This is a genomic window from Cytobacillus sp. Hm23, assembly GCF_051842895.1.
Classification (GTDB): domain Bacteria; phylum Bacillota; class Bacilli; order Bacillales; family SM2101; genus Nanhaiella.
The window spans coordinates 62385-87143 of record NZ_JBPXRQ010000009.1 but is presented as its reverse complement, the minus strand read 5'-3'; the positions used below and the strand labels follow the sequence as shown (position 1 = coordinate 87143).

Below are 24759 nucleotides of genomic sequence, written 5' to 3'. Positions count from 1 at the left end.
AATGGACGCGGAGGGGAATATACCTTGGAAAAAATCATCGTCCGTGGCGGAAAAAGGTTAAGTGGTACGGTTAAAGTAGAAGGTGCAAAAAATGCCGTTTTACCTGTAATCGCTGCATCTTTATTAGCGAGTGAAGGAAAAAGTATAATAAGTGATGTACCTGAGCTCTCCGATGTATACACGGTGAATGAAGTGTTACGTTATTTAAATGCTGACGTAACATTTAACAATAATCAAATTATAGTTGATGCATCTAGAGAGTTAACGATAGAAGCACCATTTGAATATGTTCGAAAAATGAGGGCTTCTGTATTAGTAATGGGATCGTTATTAGCGAGAAACGGTCAAGCGAAAATTGCTTTACCAGGTGGTTGTGCAATTGGCTCAAGACCGATTGATCAACATTTGAAAGGCTTCGAAGCGATGGGAGCAACTGTAAAGGTTGGTAATGGATATATTGATGCAAAGGTAGATGGAAAACTACAAGGTGCAAAAATATACCTAGATTTCCCTAGTGTAGGTGCTACAGAAAATATTTTGATGGCAGCTACGTTAGCTGAAGGAACAACGATTATAGAGAATTGTGCAAAAGAACCAGAAATTGTTGATTTAGCAAACTTTTTAAATAAAATGGGTGCAAAAGTGCGTGGTGCTGGAACTGGTACGATACGTGTCGAAGGTGTAAAAACCTTATATGGAACAACACATCAAGTGATTCCTGATAGAATTGAAGCGGGTACTTTTATGGTAGCAGCTGCAATTACTGGCGGTGATGTATACGTACAAGGAGCAGTACCGGAACATTTAAGCTCATTAATAGCAAAGATGGAAGAAATGGGCGTAACGATTACTGAGGAGCATGATGGCATACGAGTAGTTGGTCCTCAAACGTTAAAAGCTGTAGATCTAAAAACGATGCCTCATCCCGGATTTCCAACAGATATGCAGTCACAGATGATGTCATTACTGTTATGTGCGGAAGGCACTAGCATGATCACTGAAACTGTTTTTGAAAACCGTTTTATGCATGTAGAGGAATTTCGTCGGATGAATGGTAATATTAAGATTGAAGGACGTTCAGTTATTATTAACGGTCGTTCTGATTTACAAGGCGCAGAAGTAGCTGCTACAGATCTTCGTGCAGCAGCGGCTCTCATTTTAGCTGGATTAGCTGCTAAAGGGCATACAAGGGTTACTGAGCTTAAACACTTAGATCGTGGCTATGTAAGCTTTCATGAGAAATTAACAGGCCTTGGAGCTGATATTGAACGTGTAACAGTTCAAACAGACCAATTCACAGCAGAATATAACCAACAAGCAACTTAACAACTTAAAGGGGCCTGACCTCCACCGCTATACAGGGTTAAAGCGGTGGAGATCAGGCCTCTTTGCTTTAAACTTACGTTTCCTAGGGCCTCAATAACTCCAAAGTAATTTCTTAATAAAAATAATATTTATAAATACCGCAATATTAATGGATTCAAAAATACCCCTTAACGTTAATTAAACCCCGCTTTCTTCATTCAATTCAATTTAGACCTTTAATAGAAACAAAGCAATCACTCATAACCCTTTTACTTATATATTGAGCTCTAACTTACTTATATGTATGAAATTAATTCCATAACAAAATTTTTTATTCTTGGAAATTTTTAAAAAACATGCTTGTAATAACTCAAAAAAAATAATATGATGGTTCTTCAGGGCTGAATTTGTCAGAATTGTGACAAATGCCTTGAATACAGAATAAATAGACAATAATTTTGGGGGGAATTACACAATGATTTATTCAAATCCAAACAATGAAAGCGCTTTAGTAAATTTTAAAGCACAATATCAAAATTTCATCGGAGGGGAATGGGTTGCTCCAGTTAAAGGTCAATACTTAGACGTAATCTCTCCAGTAACCGGAAAAGTATTTACAGCTGTTCCACGTTCTTCATCAGAAGATGTTGAATTAGCACTTGATGCCGCTCACGCAGCAAAAGACGCTTGGGGTAAAACATCTGTTGCTGAACGTGCTGTTATTTTAAATAAAGTTGCTGATCGAATTGAAGAAAACTTAGAAATGTTAGCTGTAGCCGAAACTTGGGATAATGGTAAAGCGGTTCGTGAAACATTAAATGCTGACCTTCCTTTAGTTATTGATCACTTTCGTTACTTTGCTGGCGTTATTCGTGCACAAGAAGGCGGTATTAGTGAACTTAACGAAGATACAGTTGCATATCACTTCCATGAGCCAATTGGTGTAGTTGGTCAAATTATTCCTTGGAACTTTCCGCTGCTAATGGCATCTTGGAAAATAGCACCTGCACTTGCAGCTGGAAACACTATTGTGCTAAAACCAGCAGAGCAAACACCAGCTTCTATTTGTGTGTTACTTGAACTAATTCAAGATATACTACCAAAAGGTGTATTAAACGTTGTTCAAGGTACTGGTTTAGAAGTAGGAAAGCCACTAGCAACAAACCCACGTATTGCTAAAATTGCTTTCACTGGTTCAACAGCAGTAGGACGTTCTATTATGCAATACGCAACTGAGAATATTATTCCTGTAACATTAGAGCTAGGTGGTAAATCACCTAACATCTTCTTCGCTGATGTAATGGATGCAGATGATGATTATTTGGACAAAACAATTGAAGGTTTTGTATTATTCGCTTTAAACCAAGGTGAAGTTTGTACTTGTCCTTCGCGTGCATTAATTCATGAATCTATTTATGATAAATTTATGGAGCGAGCTTTAGAACGTGTTAAAGCTATCAAAGTAGGTAATCCACTAGATACTGAAACAATGATGGGCGCACAAGCTTCTCAACAACAGTTAGATAAAATCCTTTCTTACCTTGAGATTGGCAATAAAGAAGGTGCAGAACTCTTAATTGGTGGTCACCAAAACAAACTTGAAGGCGATTTTAAAGAAGGTTACTATGTAGAACCAACTGTGTTTAAAGGTCATAACAAAATGCGCATCTTCCAAGAAGAAATTTTTGGCCCTGTGTTATCAGTAACAACATTCAAAGATTTTGATGAAGCAATTGAAATTGCTAACGATACATTATACGGCCTTGGTGCAGGTGTTTGGTCTCGTAACGGTGAAACTGCTTATCGTGCAGGTCGTGCAATTGAAGCGGGACGTGTTTGGACAAATACATATCACCAATATCCAGCTCACGCTGCTTTCGGTGGTTACAAGCAATCAGGTATTGGACGCGAAAATCACTTGATGATGTTAAATCACTATCAACAAACAAAAAATATTTTAGTTGGTTATAACAAAGGTTCAATGGGCTTTTTCTAAAATGGAAAAAGTTATTGCAACTGAACCAGCTAAAGCATTAATTAAACAATTACAAGAACAAAACGGTAAACTTATATTTGTTCATTCAGAAGGTTGTTGTGATGGAACTTCGCCAATTTGTATGAAATCGGATGATTTTTATGTCGGGAGCAGAGATATACAAGTAGGTGAAATATTAGGTGTTCCCTATTATATGCATAGATCCAACTTCTCTTATTGGGAACATTTACAAATAATAATTGATGTGATTGATGGTATTGGTAATTCATTTTCTTTAGAAAGTATAGAAAATAAAACATTTATTATCCGTGCAAACCAAATGGCCACTTAACAGTTAATATACTTTTTTTTAATCAAGTAACTAAAACCCATTCGCTATATTAGTAGTTAAAGCGAATGGGTTTTAATATATTCGAAAAAAGCTGTTTTCCAGAGATAAAGCTATAGTGGTTAGGCACACATTCTTATCATAAAAGGTTGTCCACCTCCATAAGCATATATAGAAGTGTGGTTTTGAGAATCTTATGAGCTACACAAAAAATCTATTTGGAGGCTTGAAGCGATGAAACAAGTAAAACCACTAGTTATACTAATTTCTGTACTATTTGCCATGATTATTGTAATCCCCTCATTGTTAGTTTTCCCTTTCTCAGCTAAGGAAGGTGGGAAACTCATTGAAGAATCGAAGCTGGAATCCTCTCCCAACTTAACTACGAACACATTAAATTCCGAAGTGGAAGTGGCTGTCTATCGTAGTCAAGCTAAAACGATCGAGCATGTCCCTCTTGAAGAATATGTTGTTGGAGTTCTAGCATCAGAAATGCCTGCAGATTTTGAGCTAGAGGCTTTAAAAGCACAGAGTTTAAGTGCGAGAACTTATATAGTTAAAAAAATGATAGGTGGGCAAGCGGTTGGAGTACCAGAGGGTGCCGATGTTACAGATATGGTACTTCATCAAGTATATAAAAGCAAAGATGAGTTGAAGAAATTATGGGGTGTAGATTATGAACGGAAGATGGAAAAGTTTCAAGAGGCTGTACGTTCAACTGCCGGCCAAATATTAACTTATGATAGTACCCCAATAGAAGCATCCTTTTTCTCAACAAGTAATGGGTATACAGAAAACTCGGAGGATTATTGGGAAAATCCATTCCCCTATTTAACAAGTGTAGCAAGTCCTTGGGATGAAGCTTCTCCAAAATTTCATAATCAAGTAACGATGACGGTGGCTGAGTTTGAACAGAAACTTAACATAAAATTACCGAGCGATGGCACGGTAGGAAAAATTATTGCAAGAACTTCTGGTAAACGTGTTGATACCGTAGAAATAAGTGGTAAAACGTTTAAAGGGAGAGAGGTTCGTGATCAATTAGGGTTATCTTCATCAGATTTCACATGGGTACGTACAAATGATCAAATTGTCATCTCAACAAAAGGCTATGGACATGGTGTTGGTATGAGTCAGTATGGCGCAAATGGAATGGCTGAAGAAGGGAAAACTTATCAGGAAATTCTTACACACTACTACAAAGGAACACAAATTAGTGATGCAACGCCTTATTTAACGAATTTTATCGTAAAAAATTAATTATTTAATACTGAACAATTACAAAACGAGAGTGCGTAAAATCAGATAAGACAGCTTTCTTGCAAAAAAAAAAGCCCAATTTAGGGCTTTTTTTAATTATTATGGATAATTTTTTACTTGATGGGGATATTAAAACAAAAAAATATAAAAAGATTGTATAAAAATATGAAAATGTGCCCAAAATGGTTGCTGAGGTGATGAATTCATGAGAGAAGAAAAGAAATTCTCGAAAGTGAAACGATTTTTTAAACGTCGTTGGGTTCTTCCAGCAATTTATATTGCTAGTGCAGCAATCATTCTAACAGCTATCCTTTGGTATCAAAACAGCAAAAATGTTGCAGATTCTGATCAATATGATCTTGATAATGTATCATTGCAATCCGATTACTTTGTGGATGATGATTCTGTACCAGTAACTCAATCGCTTGAAAGTTTTATGTATCCAGTGACGAATGTTGAAGAAATGGAAATTCAAAAGCAATTTTATGATGCCGATGCATCTGACGCAGATCAAGAAGCAGCGCTGTTATACTACGACAATCAATATATTCCAAACAAAGGTATTGATATTGTAACGAAGGATAATAGTGTCTTTGATGTAGTTGCATCTGCTAGTGGAACTGTTACAAGAACTAGCATTGATTCAACGCTAGGGAATGTTGTAGAGATTGATCATGGAAATGGGATCGTAACTGTATATCAATCACTTGCTGATATTCAAGTCCAAGAAAATGATATGGTGGAACAAGGGCAAGTTATTGCACAGTCTGGTAGAAGTCTCTTAAATAGTGAGGCAGAAAATCACGTGCATTTTGAAATCCGTAAAAATGACGAAGCCATTAATCCAATTAGTTTAATTGGAAGTCCAATCACTTCATTGTTAGATGAAGATGAAAATATGGATCTAGAGGCTTCTGAAGGAAAGAAAGAAGAAACATTGCCTGAAGAAGAGCAGGAAGAAGCTGAAGAAGAAGTAGAGGAAGAAGAAGAGGAAGCACCAGCTGAAGAAAAAGAAAAAGAAGAGGAAGCTCCTGCTGAAGAAGAAAAGCCAGGAAAAGAAAAAGAAGATAAAGATTCTTAATCATTTGCTTTAGTATAAAGTGAATAGCTTGATACAAATATGACCATTCTCATTAGAGGATGGTTTTTCGTTTGTCGTCATTTAACAGTTTGCTGAGTTAACCATCATTATAACTAGAGGCTCTTTTCGTAAACTTAGTTGCTATCGCTATTAAAAATGAACAGTATGATGTTAAGAGAGCTCAAAAATTGTAAAAAGTAGAAAAGATGCCACGAAGTCTAGAAGTATAACACGTGCTTATAGCTTAGAACTAAAAGCATCAATTAATTCGAAAACACCGTAACCAAAAGTGCTACAAACATTATTAGTATATTAGGCTTTTTAATTGCTGCTGTTTGGACAGTAAGATGAGGTTTTATTTAAGTCTGAAAACATAGCAAGAACGTTAACGTGTTTATATCTTAGTCTTCAAAATATCAATTGATGCGAAATTACTTTGTAACGGTGATATGAACAACCTTGTTTGGATATACGAAAATACATTTGTTTATATCCTCAAAGAAACTATATTCTGTTTGCAGGATAGCTAATCTTTTGTCGGAAATTAAGTTTCAAAATGGATCATGGGTGTGATTTGAACAAAAAATTAACAAATCCCTTGTCCCTCTTGACTTTTATGGAATATATAATCACCCAAGCTAATAAAATGTTACAAACCTGATAAAAGAGAGTGTTTGAGGTGAGGGGCTTGGGTTTTATGATAACGATATAATTTATTCAAACTTATTACTGTCATAACAAATTAGAGCATTTTAATCGTGAAAGAAAACGAGTCTCTTTTGACACTTCTCACATCCAATTTAGGGAGGGCGAGTGGTGTGCACGATTACATCAAAGAGCGTACTATCAAGATTGGTAAGTATATCGTGGAGACGAAAAAAACCGTTCGTGTAATAGCGAAAGAATTTGGCGTTTCCAAAAGTACTGTTCATAAGGATTTAACAGAAAGATTACCTGAGATTAATGCAGAACTTGCAAATGAAGTGAAGGAAATATTAGATTACCATAAATCAATACGACATCTACGTGGTGGAGAAGCAACAAAATTAAAATATAAGAAAGAAGGTGAACGAGAAGAAGAGACTGTCCGATAAAAAGAAAGAGGATGAATCATCAAAGGTAGAGTCCGGTTTTATAGCCTGTAAAAGTGATTAATAAAATCAGACTCATTTGAGTCATCCTCTTTTTGTGTATTTGACCAAACTTTTAAAATTCGACTATTTTTTTACAACATTGCCTTCTAGACGGAAATTTGTGCTAAAATATAAAATTAGAGAAAGTATCGGGAATTTTGCAAGGAGGCTAATAATAATGTTTGCTAGAGATATCGGAATCGACTTAGGAACAGCGAATGTACTCATTCACGTAAAAGGAAAAGGAATTATTTTGAACGAACCATCCGTTGTTGCAATTGACCGTCAATTAGAAAAAGTTTTAGCAGTTGGTGAAGAAGCAAGACGTATGGTTGGTCGAACACCTGGAAATATTTCAGCCATTCGCCCATTAAAAGATGGAGTAATTGCAAATTTTGAAATCACCGAAGCAATGCTTAAGCATTTTATTAATAAACTAGATGTAAAAGGTTTTCTTTCTAAGCCGCGCATACTTATATGCTGTCCGACGAATATTACATCGGTTGAGCAAAAGGCGATAAGAGAAGCGGCGATGAAAAGCGGAGGAAAAAAAGTCATTTTAGAGGAAGAGCCGAAAATAGCTGCAATTGGTGCAGGTATGGATATTTTTCAACCGAGTGGAAATATGGTTGTTGATATTGGCGGTGGTACGACTGACGTCGCTGTTTTATCGATGGGTGAAATCGTTACATCCTCTTCGTTAAAAATGGCTGGGGACAAGCTTGATATGGAAATTCTTCAATACATAAAACGTGAATATAAATTATTAATAGGTGAGCGTACAGCAGAGGATATAAAGATAAGTGTAGGGACGGTCTTTCCAGGAGCACGTAATGAGGAAATAGACATTCGTGGACGCGATATGGTATCGGGATTACCTCGTACCATTACGGTAAGATCGGAAGAAATAGAAAAGGCTTTACATGAATCTGTAGCACTTATTGTTCAAGCTTCAAAAAGTGTACTAGAACGCACACCGCCAGAATTATCAGCAGACATTATCGATCGTGGAGTAATTTTAACGGGTGGGGGAGCATTATTACATGGAATCGATCAGCTTTTATCAGATGAATTAAAGGTTCCAGTTCTCATCGCAGAAAATCCGATGGAATGTGTGGCAATAGGTACTGGTATTATGCTTGAAAATCTGGACAAGCTTCCAGTACGTAATTATGGTTAAACTGTTTGTACTTAGAAATAAGCACGTTCACAACTAGAAGGATGTCTTACATAATACGGTGACCGCTGTATAATCACTTGTAGTAGTTTTAAAGCAACCATGTTTAAGGCAATAGCCTATGGATAAGATACATATCGATTCAAGGATGAGGTGATAACAATGTTACGTGGATTTTACACAGCAGCATCAGGAATGATTTCACAACAGAGAAAAACGGATATGTTAACAAATAATATGGCAAATGCAAATACACCAGGTTATAAAGCAGAACAAGGGTCCTTACGAGCATTCCCAGAAATGCTATTGCAGCAACTTGGCACGTCTTCTATTCCAGGGCAAGAGTTGAAGGAGCTTCCTTATGCAAAAACAATTGGTACGATTAACACAGGTGTCTATTTACAGGAAACCATACCAAACTTCACTCAAGGTGACTTGAGAGAAACGGGATTACATACTGATTTAGCGCTACTTGATGTAGCTGTACCAAATAATGAAGGGCTATTTTTTACGGTGCAAAGCGCAAATGGTGACACTTTGTACACAAGAAATGGTAATTTCACTATTGATGGACAAGGGTATTTAACGACTAGTAGTGGTCATTATGTCCTTGATGAAAATGATGCACCAATACAAGTGGGCAGTGGTCAATTTACAGTTAACAGTGATGGGACAGTGCTAGAAAACAATGAGATTGTTGCTCGAATAAATATCGCCTATGCAACGGACACCAATACCCTCATTAAGGACGAGACGGGTATGTTAAGAACGGAAAACAACCAAGCTTTGCCAAGTGCAAATACGAACCAAGGGATCATATTTAAAATTGAGCAAGGTTTTATCGAAGGGTCAAATGTTGACACAACACAAACAATGACAGATTTAATGACTTCCTATCGTGCGTTTGAAGCAAATCAAAAAATATTACAAGCATATGATAAGAGTATGGATAAAGCAGTAAATGAAATTGGTAGGTTACGTTAAAATTAATTAAACGGTGTTTCAAATAAGCATATATTTTATTTATTGCTGATTATTGGGAGGGAATATGTAGTGAATAGGTCAATTTTGGCAGCTGCAAATACGATGGGTCAGTTACAACAGAAGCTTGACACGATTGGTCATAACCTTGCAAACGTTAATACGGTCGGCTACAAACGTCGTGAAGCAAGTTTTACCGAATTATTGTATCAAGAGTTTAATAATCAACCGAAGGATGATCAAGAGGTAGGTCGCTTAACACCAGATGGTATCAGACTGGGCACTGGGTCAAAATTAGGCCAAACGAGTATTGTTCTTTCTCAAGGGAGCCTTAAAGAAACAAACCGACCGCTTGATATTGCTTTTACTAAGGAAGGGCAATTTCTTCGCGTATCCGTAGAAGAAAATGGCAATGAAACAATTAATTATACGAGAAATGGTGCGCTCTATCTTTCACCTCTAAGTGAAGGATCTAATGAATCAGTGCTAGTAACGAGTGATGGGTACCCTGTGCTTGACAGCTTAGGTAATGCTATTAATATTGAAAATGATTTCCAAGACATTTCTATTAACGAAAATGGTACAATGAACGTAACGAAGAATGATGGTGAAGAACAAATTTACAATCTTTCTGTTGTTGAAATACATCGACCACAGCTATTACAGTCTATCGGCGATAATTTGCTTGGATTACCGAATCTCCAACAATTAAACTTAGGTGAAGATGAGGTATTAACATATTTAACAGACGAGCTTCAGGAAACAGTAAGTCTAAAACAAGGGGCATTAGAGCAATCTAATGTTAACTTGTCAAAAGAAATGACAGATATGCTCACAACGCAACGGACGTACCAATTTAATGCAAAATCAATTTCTATCGCAGATCAAATGATGGGTCTCGTTAATGGAATTCGATAATAAAGATAGATCAATTAGTTCGGGAATAAGATGACCGAAAGCTTGAAGGAAATGCTAATCCTACGTTAGCTTAAAACGTTTCAGACTTAAGTTTAGCCATTTCTTTCACGAAGCAAGAAATATCTTCCTATTCTTTTTGAACAGATCTATATTTAAAAGGAGTAAAGATAAGTGACAACGAATGTAAACCAGTCTGAAACAAAGACGCGTTCTCAACTGAGACAAGAACGACAACAAGGGGAAGAACATACACAAGACACGAAAAGTAAAAGTAAAACAAAAGTGAAAGCTCGTGTACGCTTAATCCCCATTTGGTTAAAACTAATAATTGTTGCTGTGCTACTTGTCACCAGTTTATTATTAGGTGCTATAGTTGGTTATGGTGTCATTGGAAATGGAGATCCTTCCGATGCACTCAAAAAATCTACTTGGCAACATATTTTTAATTTAGTTGATAAAGATACCGAGTAAGAAGGAGATTTGCATATTATGTTAGATGTAACAGCAATTAAAGATATTATACCTCATCGTTATCCATTCTTATTAGTTGATAAAATTATAGAAGTAGATGAAGGCAAGCGAGCTGTAGGCATTAAAAATGTAACAGCTAATGAAGAATTCTTTAATGGACATTTTCCTGATTTTCCTGTTATGCCAGGTGTTTTAATTGTAGAAGCACTAGCACAGGTCGGTGCTGTAGCTATGTTAAAGAAAGAGGAAAATCGAGGCAGGTTAGCGTTTTTTGGTGGAATTGATAACTGTAGGTTTAAAAAGCAAGTGAAACCTGGTGACCAATTGCGCTTAGAGGTAGAAATGACTCGGGTACGAGGTTCCATTGGCAAGGGAAAAGCTGTTGCAACTGTTGATGGAGAAATTGCGTGTGAAACGGAAATTATGTTTGCTCTTGGTGATAAAACAGAGTAAATCTACACTTTAATTACGACATAATAAGATTACCCTAGTGGTAATCTTTTTTTATGCTGTTTTCGTATAGATTCCGTAGCATTTTTTCTTCTAAAAAACAATAACTGATGAGTAAGACGACGTAGTTATGAATGCTAAATCAGCTTATATGTGATGATCGCTAATATAACTAACAATGAATATATACATTCCTAATAATAACAATTATTTAATGAAAAATTTCAATGAATTTTGGGAAACATATTCAAAGACACACCTTTGGATGTCTAAGTAAGGATAAATAAGGAGTGAGTTTCATGAACAAAAAATGGTCATTAACACTAATGAATTCATTATTATTTGCGTTACTATTTACAGGTTGTAATACGAATCCAGAAAATCCTCCACCACCTGAGACTGAAACACCGATGGAAGAAGAACTGCCAGAGGAAGATTTAAATAATAACACTTATGAGGAAGATATGATGGAAGAAGAGGAAGAAAATCAAGAGGGATGACAAGACGTTATTATTTCTATTGCCCACTTTTTGTGGGCTCATTTTAGTTAGGCTGTTTTCACATTTGCTTGATGCTTTTCGTACTAAGAAATACGTATAAACTAAGTCTTTTCTTCTATACAATGATGATTTACCTAGTACTAATTTGGATAACAATTGCAACATTATTTACGAAAAGAGCCTTCAGTTATTACTATAGTGTTTGTCAGTGAAATGATAATCTTCCAAATTCTATCCACTTCGAAATAATTCTTCACGATGTAACAAATTTCCTCAATAATTGTCATTTTGAATAACTATATGGTATTATTAATAATTAGTCAGATTAATTTTGGAGGTACGGATAGTAAATGTTCAAAAATCTTCCACACGGTATAAAAATTAGTATTTCTCGCTCAATATCTGCAGCATTCGAACAGTATATGAACAAAATTGAGTGGAATGAAGAAAAATATGATACCAATGATTTTATTCAGCATTGGAGACACTATGCAGACAAAAATGCATCATGGTTTGATAAAATAGAAGATGAAATTAAAGAAAATCCTTTATTTCATGAACAGCTCGCTGATAAAATTAATGAAACAATTGAGAAGCTTTTATCAGAACAACCAACAAACGATCAAATACAACAAATCGAATCTCTAGTTAATGAACTGCAAATAGAAGATATTGATTATGCGTGTAAGTCGGAAGCGAAATACCATATTGACCAATTAACAAAGGCTGTAAAAAAAAACAGCAACGACAAAAATTAACTGAAATCTTGTATTATCAGGCTTTTGAAGAAGAATTACCAGAACAGGCATATAGTCTTGATGATCTCACAAAAATAGGGAAGCAAGCACAGGATAAGCTTAATTCGGAAGAAGAACTAACTGAAGAGCTTGATGATGTGACACAAAATAAAGAATTTAAATTATATCATTAAACAATATAAAGTATAGAGGGACAGGTTCCATAACCGTATATGGGCCTGTCCTTAGTTATGAACAATTACACCCCACTGTAAAAACTCATTATGTGATATGGCTTCGTCTACTATTCCTCTTAAAGAACTATGTAACTTTCTATATTTATACTCTATTAGAACAGACTTAAAGAAGGTAATATCGTTTAATAGTAATAAAAATAGTAATATATAGACAAAATTTCTATTTTTTCATAAATATGAGACGATTATACTATATAATAAATATTATCCTTTTTTAAGGGGGGGGGGTTATGTGAGTATTTACTTTTACCTTACAAAGGTGTCTGTATCAGAAGTGCGGAGCGACACAGAGGAAAATAATGTATTCTACAAAATTCTCATTAATGAAAATCCAGCGATGTATAACCATAAAAATACACAGTTGAAGCATTTAGATGATGTCATTACTAGCCAAATTATTTATCACTTTGATGACGTGCAAATACCTTTATCTGCTCTACCAAAACCACACTTGCATTCCACGGCATTTTATTGTAAATCTAATTCCATTATTGAACTATACTTTTTATCAAATGATAAAAAACGATTAGTAGTTGCATCGATTTTCCTCCAGCATAATAAAATAAGCTTATTAACCTATAAGTGGAATAAACGAATGAAAGAGTATACCTTACAACCATTGCATGTAGAAGATAGTTTTATGGAAACCTCAATTCAAAGAGTATTAAAACGATTTAGTATTATGAGGGGAAATCTTTGTGCATTTATGCTTTTTCCGAATGAAAGAAAGAATTAGTAGATCAACGAAGTGATGGTCGAGTACGTTGAAATATAGAAAAGGGTCAATCTTACATCGTTGATAGCTTGGTTAACATTCACCATAACCGGCGAATATATAGTGTAAGGTCACAGACCCTAAGAGTACCTCAAATAAATATAATTAGGGCTTTAAATAAAGCTAAAGCGTGTATGCCACCATGCATGAGAGGCTTTGTTGCATGAGGAGTATGTAACAAAGTGATAGATAGCATACATGCACATTTCACCACTTATCGACTATTGTTATTAAGCTGTTGTTTAAATTCTTGTAATAGCTGTTCACCGTGTAAACCTCTTTGGAGTAAATCAGTTAATAATATTTCGGCACGTTTCGTTCTTCGGTTGATTAAGACACCGTCCATTAAAACGCTCACACTATCCCCCATAGTTGTAATCTTCTTTACTTTTACGGACATTGTTGCAGGATCATTGTCTTTCTTGGAGATGACCGTTTGAATCGGAATGCTCTTTGTCTGACTCTGTTTATGTAGTTCATTGAATAGGTGTAAATAGTCTGGAACAATTAAAATATCAAGTAACCACCTGTTTTCGCCGTCCTCTTTATTAATGATTAACCCATCAAGTAATGATATGCCTTGTTTACTAACCTGTAATTCGTCATCATTTAATATAGTGAGGGCAACTAATCTGAAGGTTTTCATGTACACACCTCCCTCATTTAATAAGAAACAACTTCATTTCTTACAGTATATCATAATCATTGAGGTATATTTTTAAAAGAAATAATGACAGTCTTAGTTCAGCGAGGTTTTGATGTAGGCTCTTTTCGTAAACTTTAATGTTTTTTAACTTATATTTTAAGAAAACTGATGTGTATGATATGCTACGAACCCTAGTTGTGTGCACGAGGTTATTTCCTCATACGAAATACAGCCTGATTGTAATAGGATTTTTGCTTACAAGCGTCAGTTCAGCTAGTTAATATGTTTACCGAATATATTTAAGCTATAGATTTAACGTCAAATAAATACCTCGAAAATAGTATGAATAATTTATCAGCACCCGTAGGTCCTTTCATACATATTGTGTCCCCAATTGGTTACGGGAAGTGCTATCAAATGCCAAATCATTTGTTTACTTAATCTTATATGCTTATGATATTCTATGTGTTCATATATAGGCGCTTGTATGTATAACTGTGCTAATCGAGTTGACGATTATTCTTGAGACGGAAATGCGTTAAATCTATGAATACAGAACAACGCCTTCTTTAGATATAAAACTTCAGCAGCATTTGATGTTAGTTGGCAAGGTGTTATCTATTCTAGTGAAATTGTTACAATTATTCAGCAGTTTTTATGGGCATCGTATAACGTGTAAGTTGTTTATTTTCAACATTAACAAAGCCTTCACGCAACTTTTAGCTTCATGTTCCAATACCTCTTCTGTTAACTCGAATCCTAAGTACCACTAAAATCTAGTTAGGCCAATTACTGTAATCCTATTATCTCTCTTGAATGTTCTTCCTATGTATAAATTATTATGATATATACAATAGGACTAGATAGTATGAAATTTGCTTTACGTTTTAGTCATTAGAAAAAATGGGTATAATAAACACAAAAAATTCATAGTTTATGAAGAAGGTTATTAATTCAATTAAAATCTATACAGCTTGAATTTATATTTAGTAGATTGGGGAGGCGATTCTTAAATAATGAAAATAACAGTAGCGGGAGCAGGTTATGTAGGTTTATCAAATGCGATACTATTAGCGCAACATAATGAGGTAGTAGCGATAGATATTCATCAGGAGAAGGTAGATTTGATAAACAATAGACAGTCTCCAATTGTAGATACAGAGATTGAAGAGTTTCTTACAACGAGGAACTTAAATTTATCAGCAACAACAGATGTATATAAAGCTTATGAGCATGCGGAATTTGTTATTATTTCTACACCAACGAACTATGACCCTGACAAGAATTATTTTAATACTAGAACAGTGGAAGCTGTGATCGCGAATGTCCTTGCAGTGAACCCAAAGGCTACTATGGTTATTAAATCGACTGTTCCTGTAGGGTATACTAGCAGGGTGAAGGAAATGTTTGAGACGGATAATATCATCTTCTCACCGGAATTTTTAAGAGAGGGTAGAGCACTTCATGATAATTTATATCCTTCAAGAATTATCATTGGAGAAAAATCTGAAAGAGCAGAAAGATTTGCAAGCTTATTAGCAGAAGGGGCCATTAAAAAAGACATCTCTATTTTATATACAGACTCTGCTGAAGCAGAAGCAGTAAAGCTTTTTTCCAATACCTATTTAGCAATGAGAGTAGCTTATTTTAACGAACTAGATACTTATGCTGAAATACGAGGACTAAATACAAAAGAAATTATTGATGGTGTTGGACTTGATCCTAGAATTGGAAATCATTATAATAACCCTTCATTTGGGTATGGTGGATATTGTTTGCCTAAGGATACGAAGCAACTTTTAGCGAATTACGAGGATGTGCCTAACCATATTATTGGTGCTATCGTAGATTCTAATCGAACACGAAAAGATCATATAGCGGATCAAATTATAGCAAAAAAGCCCAAAGTTGTAGGGATATATAGATTGACAATGAAAACAAACTCAGATAATTTTAGAGATTCATCGATTCAAGGTATTATGAAAAGAATTAAAGCTAAAGGAATAGAGGTTGTAGTGTACGAGCCAGCTTTAAATGATGAACTTTTCTTTCACTCAAAAGTTATTAATGATTTGTCTCAATTTAAAATGTTAGCAGATGTCATTGTTTCAAATAGACTTAGTGCCGAAATTGAAGATGTTGAAGAGAAAGTATACACGAGAGATTTGTATAATACAGACTAGCTACAATAAGAAGTAAGCTGAAAGGGTAGAGTTTATATGGTGAAAGCCCGCAAGAAGTCAAGTTATATCATTTTATGGATTACAGTCATTACATGGATGATGCTTATTTTTTATTTATCCTCACAAGTGGAGGAACAATCCGCTAATCTAAGTACAAACATCACCAAAGTTATTATAGAATCAGCGGAAAAGGTTTCACCTCAATCTGAATTTAGTTTATATAAAATGAATCGTTTAGTAAGGAAAAATGCCCATTTTATCGCTTACTTAGTATTAGGAATGCTAGTTGTGTTTGCATTGAGGAGCAGTGGGAAGTCCGGCTTGAAATCCTTTGGTGTTGCGCTAATGATTTGTGTGTTATACGCCATATCGGATGAACTCCATCAGCTATTTGTGCCTGGCAGAGGTGCTCAAATGAGAGATGTTATCATTGATAGTGCTGGTGCTATCGTTGGTATTAGTATGTCCTTCCTACCAAAACTTTTTCTGGTGAATAGTAAATACGAAACCTCTTAATCTACTTTCTGTTGATTGAGAGGTTTTTTAATAGCTAGAAGTTTTATGTATATCTAAGCCAAGTTCTATCACTCTGATTCCACTAATAAGAACTGTCCACTATTTATCTTCCCTAGTACCTTTCTTTTAAAACTTGCATTATTGATTATATTCATACTTAACGTGTGTGTATATTTACCTCATAAATGATTAATATTCATCTTGTGAAAATAGTAACAATACCTTACGAAAAGCACTTTTTAAAAGGCAGTTTTCTCATAAATTGTTTTTCGTATTAGGAATTAAACACGTATACAACTATATTTCGTATCATCGTTTCTTCTATAACATGATGACTTACATATAAAGCCATTTCTTATCGTACAAATTTTGTGAGAATAGCAACAAGGTTAAGAAAGAGTCTTTCATCTAGATTGCTGTTTTTCGTACAAAAAATATAAAAGAGTACAACTAGATTTCGTGTCATCCTTTCTTCAATAAATCCGATGACTGTTAATTACATCGACATTTTTATAGTTTAGGAACGGTAGCAACAAAATTTGAAAATATCCTTAACAAAAAATGACATATTGATAAATGAAGATGCATAGTATTTTTTATCTATAAATTATTGAAAGATGAGAGAAGGAGTGAGAATACTATGCCAAAAGAAGCAGTCATACATACATAACATGGAAAAGGAATAACGATGAAACAAATTAAGGTCACTTGAAAGTATTGATTGGTAGATTCATATGATAACGAATTAATAATGGCTGCAAATCAGTTAATAAGATGAGGGGGAGCAATAATGGGTACGAAAATAATGGTAACTGGCGGTTGTGGTTTTATTGGATCTCATATAGTAGATCAACTACTGGAACAACAATATGAAGTTGTAGTAGTAGATAATCTCAGCTCTGGTCGTTTAGATAACATTCCTTCAAATAAGGTTGAGTTGTATGTATGTGATGTAACAAGTGATGAATTCCATGAGGTTGTGCAAAAAACAAAACCAGATTATATCATCCATCAAGCAGCACATGTATCAGTTGTCAATTCTACAATGAACATGATGCACGATGCTGAAATTAATATTAAGGGTTCTTTAAATGTAATTGAAGCAGCCAAACGGTTTAAAGTACAAAAGATTATTTTTGCATCATCAGCTGCTGTGTACGGTGAAACGGAATACCTACCGATCGATATCTATCATCCTACAAAGCCCCAATCACCATATGGTTTATCCAAATGGACAACAGAGGAATATTTGAAAATGGCTTCAAAATATTATGGTGTGAAGTTCAGTATTTTAAGGTATAGCAATGTTTATGGACCACGTCAAAATTATTTAGGTGAAGGTGGAGTAGTAGCCATCTTTGCCAATCAAATGAGTAATCATGAGGAAATTAGCATATTTGGTGACGGTGAGCAAACGAGAGATTTTATTTATGTGAAGGATGTAGCTGCTGCTAATATTCGAGCCTTGAAGAATGGTGATGGATTAGTCTTAAATGTTTCTTCAACTATGCCAGTAACAATAAATCATTTATTTAAGACAATGACAGCTTTGCTGGATTATAAGCAAGAAGCAAGCTATCACAATTCTCGAAAAGGAGAAATAGCGAATAGCGTATTATGTAACAAATCTACAAAGGAACATCTAAATTGGAATTTGTCCTACTCATTTCAAGAAGGTTTAAAAGAAACGATAGATTATTATAAAAACTATTCTTTAGTATAAAGTAGATTTCACAAAGATTGCCTATCACTTCACTAAAAAGCTGTTGGTTGGCGATCTTATTTTTAATATTTTTCCACTCTTTGTGATAGAAACTCTCTTAATTTATTAATAATGATAAAAACAGTATTAATAAGTAATCAAGTGCATATAATGAATCAAGGTTTTGGTTAAACACGTTTTCAGTGTCCATATTCCAACCATGAAGGGTATAAAAAGTAGAGTTGTATCTTTTATAGCATTAGTTAGAGGAGGGATACTTGTTGCCCATAGAGAGTGAGGATAGGAAGTAGAATAAATTGTTATACAAAATAGGAGGGAAGCAGCGTATTGAAAACAACAAATAACTTTTTCGACACTTATGTTTCTGCTACTTACATAGAAAAAGATAGTTTTAAAGTACAAAAGAATATTGTATTTCCAGTATTGAAAAGGTGGGCAGATATACTCCTTTCGCTAATCGGATTGTTAATGACATCTCTTATTATTATCGTTTTTGCTATTTTGATAAAACTGGAGACACCAGGGCCTGCATTTTTTATTCAAAAAAGAGTAGGTAAAAATGGTAAATATTTCAATTTAATTAAATTGCGCTCTATGTGTGTAGATGCTGAAAAGAATGGAGCTCAATGGGCCCAGAAAAATGATCCAAGAGTGACGAAGGTAGGAAGCTTTATGCGAAAAACAAGGATAGATGAACTACCCCAATTTATTAACGTATTAAGAGGTAACATGAGTATTGTAGGTCCAAGACCTGAACGTCCGATGTTTACAGCTCAATTTAACGAAGAAATACCTGGGTTCATAAATCGCTTATCAGTAAAACCAGGATTAACTGGATGGGCTCAAATTAATGGGGGATATGAGATTACTCCATATGAGAAATTAAAGCTGGATCTTTATTATATAGACAATCAATCATTTTTGATGGAGCTGAAGATTATGTTAAAAACAGTTCGCATCGTAGTAACAGGAAATGGAGCAAGGTAATTATAGACGAGTGAATTTAAATATGAGGAGATAAAAAATATGATTTTAGTTACGGGCGCTGCAGGCTTTATTGGCTATCATTTATCACAGTATCTATTAAAAGAAGGATATGAAGTTGTAGGCATAGATAACTTAAATGATTACTATGATGTCACATTAAAAGAAGATAGGTTGAAATTACTTGAGGTAAACAAGAGGTTTACATTTGAAAAGGTAGATTTGAAAGACCAAGATCAAGTTTTGCATATTTTTAAAAATTACCCTATAACTAAAGTGATTAACTTAGCAGCACAGGCGGGTGTTCGATATAGCTTAGAAAATCCTTTATCTTATATTCATTCTAACGTTCTAGGCTTTACAAATATATTGGAAGCGTGTAGACATCATGGCATTAAACATCTCATTTACGCATCATCAAGTTCTGTTTATGGTGCTAATAAAAAAATGCCATACGCTGTTAAAGATAATGTAGATCATCCTATAAGTCTTTATGCAGCTACAAAAAAATCAAATGAGTTACTTGCACATACGTATAGTCACTTGTTTGGTTTGCCTACTACTGGATTAAGGTTTTTTACTGTATACGGTCCAATGGGAAGACCTGATATGGCTTACTTTAAATTTACGAAATCAATTATTGAAGGGAAACCTATACAAGTATTTAATCATGGAAAGATGAAGAGGGATTTTACTTATATAGATGATATTGTAGAGGGAATTGTTAATTTAATAGATAAGATTCCACAATCGAATGACAGTTGGGATAGAGAGCATCCTGTGCCAGATTCAAGCTATGCACCGTATAAAGTATACAATATTGGTAATAACCGTCCAGTCGAATTAATGACCTTTATCCATACGATAGAAAAGGCCGTTGGAAAAAAAGCAATCATCGAATATCTCCCGATGCAACCAGGGGATGTAAAAGAAACGTATGCAGATATAGATTCATTAACAGATGATATCGGCTTTACACCATCAACTAGCATTGAGCAGGGAATACATCAATTTGTAGATTGGTACAAAAAATACTACACTCCAATAACGAAATAGGGGAAGTTGGTTATATGAATCATAAGAATGTGAAGGTTCTTCATATGTCAACAATTGATTTAACGATAAAAGATATGTTATTAGATAAAATGGATGAACTTAGGGAGTTAAATTATAAGATTGAGTTTCTTTCTGATGATACTGGCTTAGTTACAGAAATAGAGAGCAGAGGGTATCGTCACATTACCGTAAGTATGTCTCGCAAAATAAAACCACTGAAGGATCTCGCTAGCATTATGACGATTGTTAAAATCTTAAAAAATGAGAAATATGATATTGTGCATACACATGCAGCTAAAGCGGGTGTCATAGGTCGAATAGCAGCGAGGATAGCAGGAGTAAAAATAATTATCCATACAAGTCATGGCTTACCTTTTTATGAGGGCCAATCTAACATAAAAAACTTTGTCTATAAAGGTTTAGAGAGGGTGGCTAGCTCCTTTAGTCATGCTTACTTTTCTCAAAACAAAGAAGATTTGGATGTTATAAGGAAGATAGTACCGAAAAGAATTATAACTGCTTATGAAGGAAATGGTATTCCTTTAACTAAAATTGATAATTATGAGAAGCTAACGGTTTCCAAAAAAACAGAGCTCCAACAAAGCATAGGTATTAACAATAATGAATTTGTGTTTTTAATGGGTGCAAGGTTTGAGGGTGTAAAAAATTATCAAATGCTATTGAGGTCAATTGCCAATTTAACAACTGATCGTTCTTGTAAGTTTCTTCTTGCTGGTACAGGAGAAGAATTAGAAAGTATGAAGTTATTAGCTGAGAATCTTCGTATTACAGACAAAGTAATATTTTTAGGATATAGGAAAGATATATATGACTTAATCCAACTATGTGATGCTGTTATTCTAACTTCTGAAAAAGAAGGGATACCGAGGATTTTAATGGAAGCTATGGCGTTTAATAAACCAGTGTTAGCTACAAACGTGTTAGGAACGAAAGAATTAGTTGTGCATAATCAAACGGGTGAATTAGTAGAATTAAATGACATAGAAGGTTTAACAGAAACAATGTCCAAGTGGATTTCAGAGAATTATAGATTAGAATTGGAACAATATGCAAAGAACGCACGAGAAAGAATAATTAGTGAATTTACCGAAGCTAAAGTGGCAGCTAGACTAGATACTCTTTATAAAGATTTAATAAGCAAAGTATATGATATTAATTCAATGAATGAGAGGTTAAGGAGCTATTAAACTATTAATGAATCGTATGTTAGAAAACAAGTCCCTATGATTTGTTTTTATAGTCATAATAGTTACTTATAATTGATTTCATATGAGGTGAATTTAAGAATGCAAGATGAATTTGTGAGCATAATTATACCAACATATAAAAGGGCAGATTTGTTAGAAAGAGCCATTGTGAGTGTGCTAAATCAATCATATACAAATACTGAGGTTATCGTTGTAGACGATAATGATCCACATACAGAGTTTAGAAAAAAAACTGAAGAAATTATGAAAAAATTTATAAATGCAACAAATGTTATTTATTTTAAACATGAGAGAAACAAAAATGGCGCTTCAGCAAGAAATACAGGTATTAAAATAGCAAGAGGTCAATATATCGGCTTTTTAGATGATGATGATGAGTTTCACAAGGATAAAATTTGGTATCAAGTGAAGGAATTACGAAAAACTGACTTCAAGATTGGTGCGGTATATTGTGATTTTGTAGTGAAGGATAACAACCAAATAATTAGAAAAAATAGGTATAACAAAGAAGGAAATTTACAATTCGATGTATTGTGCAACAGGTTGAATATTTCAGGTTCTAACTTCCTTTTTAAGAAAAGTGCAGTTGAAAACACAGGGTTTTACGATGAAAGATTTAACAGACATCAGGACTTAGAGTTTCTGGTGAGGTTTTTTAATGACTACAAGACTAAATATATTAATAAGTCTTTATTAAGTATTTATAAAGATGACAGGGCTAATATATTGGATACAACCTCTATGGAAAAAACAAAAAAACAGTTTTTATCGAAATATGAAGGCATTATACACACCTATCAAAAACAAGGACATATGATTTATTTTTATAACTATTTAGAGATCTATAAGCAGCATCTTCTTAATAAAGATTTCTTAGCTGCCCTTAAATGTTGGAAAAAGTATAAACTCGGGCTAAGGGTTATACCAAGCTTGTTGAATCGCCAACTGTATAAGCTGATGGATAAGGTGATGGTGAAACTCTATTTATTAAAGAAGGAGAGGTTATTATAAAAAAATCTATTTCCATTGTAATGAGTTGTTATAATGCAGCTGAAATAATTGGGAGAACGATAGAATCTATTAAAACCCAACATTTTCAAGACTATGAGCTTATTATTGTTGATGATTATTCAACCGACAACACAGTAGAAGTGATAGAAGAGGAAATTACATTAGATCCTCGAATGACTTTAATAAAAAATACAGAGAATATAGGTTTGACAAAATCACTTATTAAAGCAGTTCGTTTATCTCATGGGGAATATATTGCGAGAATTGATGCTGGAGATTTAATGCACCCTGAAAGACTTAGAAAACAAAAGGATATTTTGGATGAACATGATGACGTTGGGTTAGTTACTTCATATTGTAACATTATTAAAATGAAAGATGGAATAATGATAGAGCAATACGACAAAGTACTAGAAGCTGAAAATATTAAGAAATCGATGGCGCTAGGTAATAGAATTGAGCATTGTACTACAATGTTTAGAAAATCTATATATGATGAAGTTGGCGGGTATAACAAAGAATACTATACTTCGCAAGATTACGATCTGTGGGTGAAAGTGCTCCATGTTTCTAGTCTATATGTTATTCCAGAGATATTATCAACAAGTATTTATGATATAGGTAATTCTATCACCTACAATAAAAATAAAGTTCAATTAAGGAATGGAATAAAAATAAGAGTAAATGCAATGAAAAATAGTTACCTTCCTAAAAAGGCTTGTATGTCAGGAATTATTAAAGCACTGCTGATGTATATTTTACCTAGCAAGGTGAATATCATGCTAAGAAATTATTTTAGTCCTGTAAAATCGAGGAGTTTGGAATAAATGGTTATGATAAGTATCAATAATAGTAAGCCTGCTGTGGCTTTATTATTTGGCTATGTAATGTATTTTACCTTGAAACCTTTTTACCTTTTTAGTAGTGGATCTTTACAAATTGCAGATTTTATTTTGTTAGCCACCTTCGGTATACTTCTTATTGCTGTAAATGGAAAGTTTCGCGCTCCTGAACCCGTTATGTTAATTTTGAAAGTTGCTCTGTTTTTTTGTTTGTATGTAGCTTTTATAAATATTATTTGGGGTATTATCAATCAAGAATGGAGTGCTTACTTTAAAAATACGTTGTTTTATATATTTAATTTCTTTTCAATGTTAATGGTTGTTGGATTATATAAAGTATACAATGTTGCCTTTTTAAAAGCATCAGCTTTAGCCGTCCAATTATCCATTATTACTCAATTTTTGCTCTTCATCATATATGGTGGTTTTTCTTCTTCGAGAATGGTGTTGTTTTTTAATAATCCTAATCAGTTAGGTTATTATGCAATCTTAATCGCAGCTCTGCTCCTTGCTTTAAAAGATTACGTTATATATAAACCTTTGTATATCATAGCTATATTTTCTAGTTTAGTCATATGTTTAATATCTTTGTCAAAAGCCGCAATGCTAGCATATCTTATTATTTTTATTCCGACGATTGTCAAACGATTTTCTGTCAAGAATGGTAAATGGATCAAAACACTGTTTATACTACTCTTAATTATTATTCCTGTTGGAGTTGTTTTTCAGGATGAGATTGTGAACAATCCTTTAACGACTAATGTAGTTGAAAGAATTAATAAAATTGGACAAGATAAAGATGATTCATTAGGTGGAAGAGGGTACGATAGGATTTTTAACCATATCAATTATTTAATATTTGGAGCAGGAGAAGGTTTATACGAGCGTTTTGAAAGTCAAATTACAAAAGAAGTCCATTCAACGATTGGGAACCTTGTTTTTTCATATGGATTAGTAGGTCTATTTATCTTTATATTTATTATCTATTATATTGAAAAGGTAGAGGGATTTAAGAATGTCAGTTCAATTATTGGATTAATGTTTTATGGTCTGTTTCATAACGGAATTAGGAATACGATGCTATGGATATTTCTAATGATCTTAATAATTATTGCTGTAGATCTTAAAAAAAGAAAAGCGAATCATGTAACCCTCAAATAGTTTTGTAAACTTAGTTAATTGAATACTTAGTAAATAATA

Annotated in this window: 25 protein-coding genes; 24 read left to right on the top strand and 1 reads right to left on the bottom strand. The window is 34.0% G+C overall.

The genetic code is table 11. The features are described from left to right. The first annotated feature begins 24 nt into the window (after positions 1 to 24). From murA to ACSVDA_RS07480, 15 genes are all read left to right on the top strand, one after another. Positions 25 to 1326: a UDP-N-acetylglucosamine 1-carboxyvinyltransferase gene (gene murA / locus ACSVDA_RS07550; protein ID WP_320207434.1), complete on the top strand. Its 1302-nt coding sequence runs from the start codon at positions 25 to 27 to the stop codon at positions 1324 to 1326. A gap of 454 nt (positions 1327 to 1780) precedes the next feature. After that, complete coding sequence (exaC, locus tag ACSVDA_RS07545; RefSeq protein ID WP_485882132.1) at positions 1781 to 3301, top strand: acetaldehyde dehydrogenase ExaC; 1521 nt, start codon at positions 1781 to 1783, stop codon at positions 3299 to 3301. 1 nt (position 3302) lies between these two features. After that, positions 3303 to 3632, top strand: a complete 330-nt coding sequence (locus tag ACSVDA_RS07540) for a DUF779 domain-containing protein (protein WP_485882130.1) — start codon at positions 3303 to 3305, stop codon at positions 3630 to 3632. A gap of 231 nt (positions 3633 to 3863) precedes the next feature. Further along, the gene (gene spoIID / locus ACSVDA_RS07535) at positions 3864 to 4889 is read left to right on the top strand and encodes a stage II sporulation protein D (RefSeq protein ID WP_485882128.1); all 1026 of its coding nucleotides are present in this window, start codon (positions 3864 to 3866) and stop codon (positions 4887 to 4889) included. 205 nt (positions 4890 to 5094) lie between these two features. After that, entirely contained in the window at positions 5095 to 5970 is an 876-nt protein-coding gene (spoIIQ, locus tag ACSVDA_RS07530) for a stage II sporulation protein SpoIIQ (protein ID WP_485882126.1), read from the top strand. A gap of 818 nt (positions 5971 to 6788) precedes the next feature. Next, positions 6789 to 7064, top strand: coding sequence for a sporulation transcriptional regulator SpoIIID (gene spoIIID / locus ACSVDA_RS07525; RefSeq protein WP_485882124.1), 276 nt, complete (start codon positions 6789 to 6791; stop codon positions 7062 to 7064). A 217-nt stretch (positions 7065 to 7281) separates the two neighbouring features. Beyond that, positions 7282 to 8283: a rod shape-determining protein MreB gene (mreB, locus tag ACSVDA_RS07520; RefSeq protein WP_485882123.1), complete on the top strand. Its 1002-nt coding sequence runs from the start codon at positions 7282 to 7284 to the stop codon at positions 8281 to 8283. Positions 8284 to 8442: 159 nt separating this feature from the next. Further along, entirely contained in the window at positions 8443 to 9264 is an 822-nt protein-coding gene (locus ACSVDA_RS07515) for a flagellar hook-basal body protein (RefSeq protein WP_485882121.1), read from the top strand. Positions 9265 to 9333: 69 nt separating this feature from the next. Continuing rightward, positions 9334 to 10179, top strand: a complete 846-nt coding sequence (locus ACSVDA_RS07510) for a flagellar hook-basal body protein (RefSeq protein ID WP_485882119.1) — start codon at positions 9334 to 9336, stop codon at positions 10177 to 10179. Between the two features lie 171 nt (positions 10180 to 10350). Further along, positions 10351 to 10650 (top strand): DNA-directed RNA polymerase subunit beta, encoded by a 300-nt coding sequence (locus tag ACSVDA_RS07505; RefSeq protein WP_485882117.1) that lies wholly within the window; start codon positions 10351 to 10353, stop codon positions 10648 to 10650. Between the two features lie 18 nt (positions 10651 to 10668). Continuing rightward, a complete protein-coding gene (gene fabZ / locus ACSVDA_RS07500) occupies positions 10669 to 11103 on the top strand; it encodes a 3-hydroxyacyl-ACP dehydratase FabZ (protein ID WP_485882115.1) in 435 nt (144 codons plus the stop codon). Positions 11104 to 11399: 296 nt separating this feature from the next. Beyond that, positions 11400 to 11600, top strand: a complete 201-nt coding sequence (locus tag ACSVDA_RS07495; protein ID WP_320207444.1) for a hypothetical protein — start codon at positions 11400 to 11402, stop codon at positions 11598 to 11600. Positions 11601 to 11950: 350 nt separating this feature from the next. Continuing rightward, entirely contained in the window at positions 11951 to 12358 is a 408-nt protein-coding gene (locus ACSVDA_RS07490) for a hypothetical protein (protein ID WP_320207445.1), read from the top strand. Positions 12359 to 12366: 8 nt separating this feature from the next. After that, positions 12367 to 12531 carry a hypothetical protein gene (locus ACSVDA_RS07485; protein WP_485882113.1) on the top strand — a complete coding sequence of 55 codons (165 nt, stop codon included), beginning with the start codon at positions 12367 to 12369 and terminating at the stop codon, positions 12529 to 12531. Between the two features lie 295 nt (positions 12532 to 12826). Beyond that, positions 12827 to 13330, top strand: a complete 504-nt coding sequence (locus ACSVDA_RS07480) for a hypothetical protein (protein WP_485882111.1) — start codon at positions 12827 to 12829, stop codon at positions 13328 to 13330. Positions 13331 to 13583: 253 nt separating this feature from the next. Here the strand turns inward: ACSVDA_RS07480 and ACSVDA_RS07475 are convergent, their stop codons facing one another. Further along, on the bottom strand, positions 13584 to 14015 hold the full coding sequence (locus tag ACSVDA_RS07475) for a YwpF-like family protein (RefSeq protein ID WP_320207448.1): 432 nt from the start codon (positions 14013 to 14015) through the stop codon (positions 13584 to 13586). 1016 nt (positions 14016 to 15031) lie between these two features. On the opposite strand from ACSVDA_RS07475, the gene ACSVDA_RS07470 reads away from it, so the two are divergent. The 9 genes from ACSVDA_RS07470 to ACSVDA_RS07430 all read left to right on the top strand — a co-directional run bounded on the left by ACSVDA_RS07470 (position 15032) and on the right by ACSVDA_RS07430 (position 24720). Then, positions 15032 to 16198, top strand: coding sequence for a nucleotide sugar dehydrogenase (locus tag ACSVDA_RS07470; protein ID WP_485882109.1), 1167 nt, complete (start codon positions 15032 to 15034; stop codon positions 16196 to 16198). Between the two features lie 36 nt (positions 16199 to 16234). After that, the gene (locus ACSVDA_RS07465) at positions 16235 to 16714 is read left to right on the top strand and encodes a VanZ family protein (protein ID WP_485882108.1); all 480 of its coding nucleotides are present in this window, start codon (positions 16235 to 16237) and stop codon (positions 16712 to 16714) included. Between the two features lie 790 nt (positions 16715 to 17504). Further along, positions 17505 to 18437, top strand: coding sequence for an NAD-dependent epimerase/dehydratase family protein (locus tag ACSVDA_RS07460; RefSeq protein WP_485882106.1), 933 nt, complete (start codon positions 17505 to 17507; stop codon positions 18435 to 18437). 327 nt (positions 18438 to 18764) lie between these two features. Further along, the gene (locus tag ACSVDA_RS07455) at positions 18765 to 19424 is read left to right on the top strand and encodes a sugar transferase (protein ID WP_485882104.1); all 660 of its coding nucleotides are present in this window, start codon (positions 18765 to 18767) and stop codon (positions 19422 to 19424) included. A 39-nt stretch (positions 19425 to 19463) separates the two neighbouring features. Beyond that, positions 19464 to 20477 (top strand): NAD-dependent epimerase, encoded by a 1014-nt coding sequence (locus tag ACSVDA_RS07450; protein WP_485882102.1) that lies wholly within the window; start codon positions 19464 to 19466, stop codon positions 20475 to 20477. Between the two features lie 14 nt (positions 20478 to 20491). Continuing rightward, entirely contained in the window at positions 20492 to 21685 is a 1194-nt protein-coding gene (locus tag ACSVDA_RS07445; RefSeq protein WP_485882101.1) for a glycosyltransferase family 4 protein, read from the top strand. A gap of 99 nt (positions 21686 to 21784) precedes the next feature. Beyond that, positions 21785 to 22717, top strand: a complete 933-nt coding sequence (locus ACSVDA_RS07440) for a glycosyltransferase family 2 protein (RefSeq protein ID WP_485882100.1) — start codon at positions 21785 to 21787, stop codon at positions 22715 to 22717. 20 nt (positions 22718 to 22737) lie between these two features. Further along, entirely contained in the window at positions 22738 to 23544 is an 807-nt protein-coding gene (locus ACSVDA_RS07435; RefSeq protein WP_485882098.1) for a glycosyltransferase family 2 protein, read from the top strand. Continuing rightward, positions 23545 to 24720, top strand: a complete 1176-nt coding sequence (locus tag ACSVDA_RS07430) for an O-antigen ligase family protein (RefSeq protein WP_485882096.1) — start codon at positions 23545 to 23547, stop codon at positions 24718 to 24720. It abuts the gene before it with no gap. Positions 24721 to 24759 lie beyond the last annotated feature (39 nt).

What these genes read in the sequence shown, in the direction of transcription:
- exaC (WP_485882132.1), top strand. Translation starts at nt 1,781, where the DNA reads ATGATTTATTCAAATCCAAACAATGAAAGCGCTTTAGTAAATTTTAAA.
- ACSVDA_RS07540 (WP_485882130.1), top strand. Translation starts at nt 3,303, where the DNA reads ATGGAAAAAGTTATTGCAACTGAACCAGCTAAAGCATTAATTAAACAA.
- spoIID (WP_485882128.1), top strand. Translation starts at nt 3,864, where the DNA reads ATGAAACAAGTAAAACCACTAGTTATACTAATTTCTGTACTATTTGCC.
- spoIIQ (WP_485882126.1), top strand. Translation starts at nt 5,095, where the DNA reads ATGAGAGAAGAAAAGAAATTCTCGAAAGTGAAACGATTTTTTAAACGT.
- mreB (WP_485882123.1), top strand. Translation starts at nt 7,282, where the DNA reads ATGTTTGCTAGAGATATCGGAATCGACTTAGGAACAGCGAATGTACTC.
- ACSVDA_RS07515 (WP_485882121.1), top strand. Translation starts at nt 8,443, where the DNA reads ATGTTACGTGGATTTTACACAGCAGCATCAGGAATGATTTCACAACAG.
- fabZ (WP_485882115.1), top strand. Translation starts at nt 10,669, where the DNA reads ATGTTAGATGTAACAGCAATTAAAGATATTATACCTCATCGTTATCCA.
- ACSVDA_RS07495 (WP_320207444.1), top strand. Translation starts at nt 11,400, where the DNA reads ATGAACAAAAAATGGTCATTAACACTAATGAATTCATTATTATTTGCG.
- ACSVDA_RS07490 (WP_320207445.1), top strand. Translation starts at nt 11,951, where the DNA reads ATGTTCAAAAATCTTCCACACGGTATAAAAATTAGTATTTCTCGCTCA.
- ACSVDA_RS07475 (WP_320207448.1), bottom strand. Translation starts at nt 14,015, where the DNA reads ATGAAAACCTTCAGATTAGTTGCCCTCACTATATTAAATGATGACGAA.
- ACSVDA_RS07470 (WP_485882109.1), top strand. Translation starts at nt 15,032, where the DNA reads ATGAAAATAACAGTAGCGGGAGCAGGTTATGTAGGTTTATCAAATGCG.
- ACSVDA_RS07465 (WP_485882108.1), top strand. Translation starts at nt 16,235, where the DNA reads ATGGTGAAAGCCCGCAAGAAGTCAAGTTATATCATTTTATGGATTACA.
- ACSVDA_RS07460 (WP_485882106.1), top strand. Translation starts at nt 17,505, where the DNA reads ATGGGTACGAAAATAATGGTAACTGGCGGTTGTGGTTTTATTGGATCT.
- ACSVDA_RS07450 (WP_485882102.1), top strand. Translation starts at nt 19,464, where the DNA reads ATGATTTTAGTTACGGGCGCTGCAGGCTTTATTGGCTATCATTTATCA.
- ACSVDA_RS07445 (WP_485882101.1), top strand. Translation starts at nt 20,492, where the DNA reads ATGAATCATAAGAATGTGAAGGTTCTTCATATGTCAACAATTGATTTA.
- ACSVDA_RS07440 (WP_485882100.1), top strand. Translation starts at nt 21,785, where the DNA reads ATGCAAGATGAATTTGTGAGCATAATTATACCAACATATAAAAGGGCA.
- ACSVDA_RS07435 (WP_485882098.1), top strand. Translation starts at nt 22,738, where the DNA reads ATGAGTTGTTATAATGCAGCTGAAATAATTGGGAGAACGATAGAATCT.
- ACSVDA_RS07430 (WP_485882096.1), top strand. Translation starts at nt 23,545, where the DNA reads ATGGTTATGATAAGTATCAATAATAGTAAGCCTGCTGTGGCTTTATTA.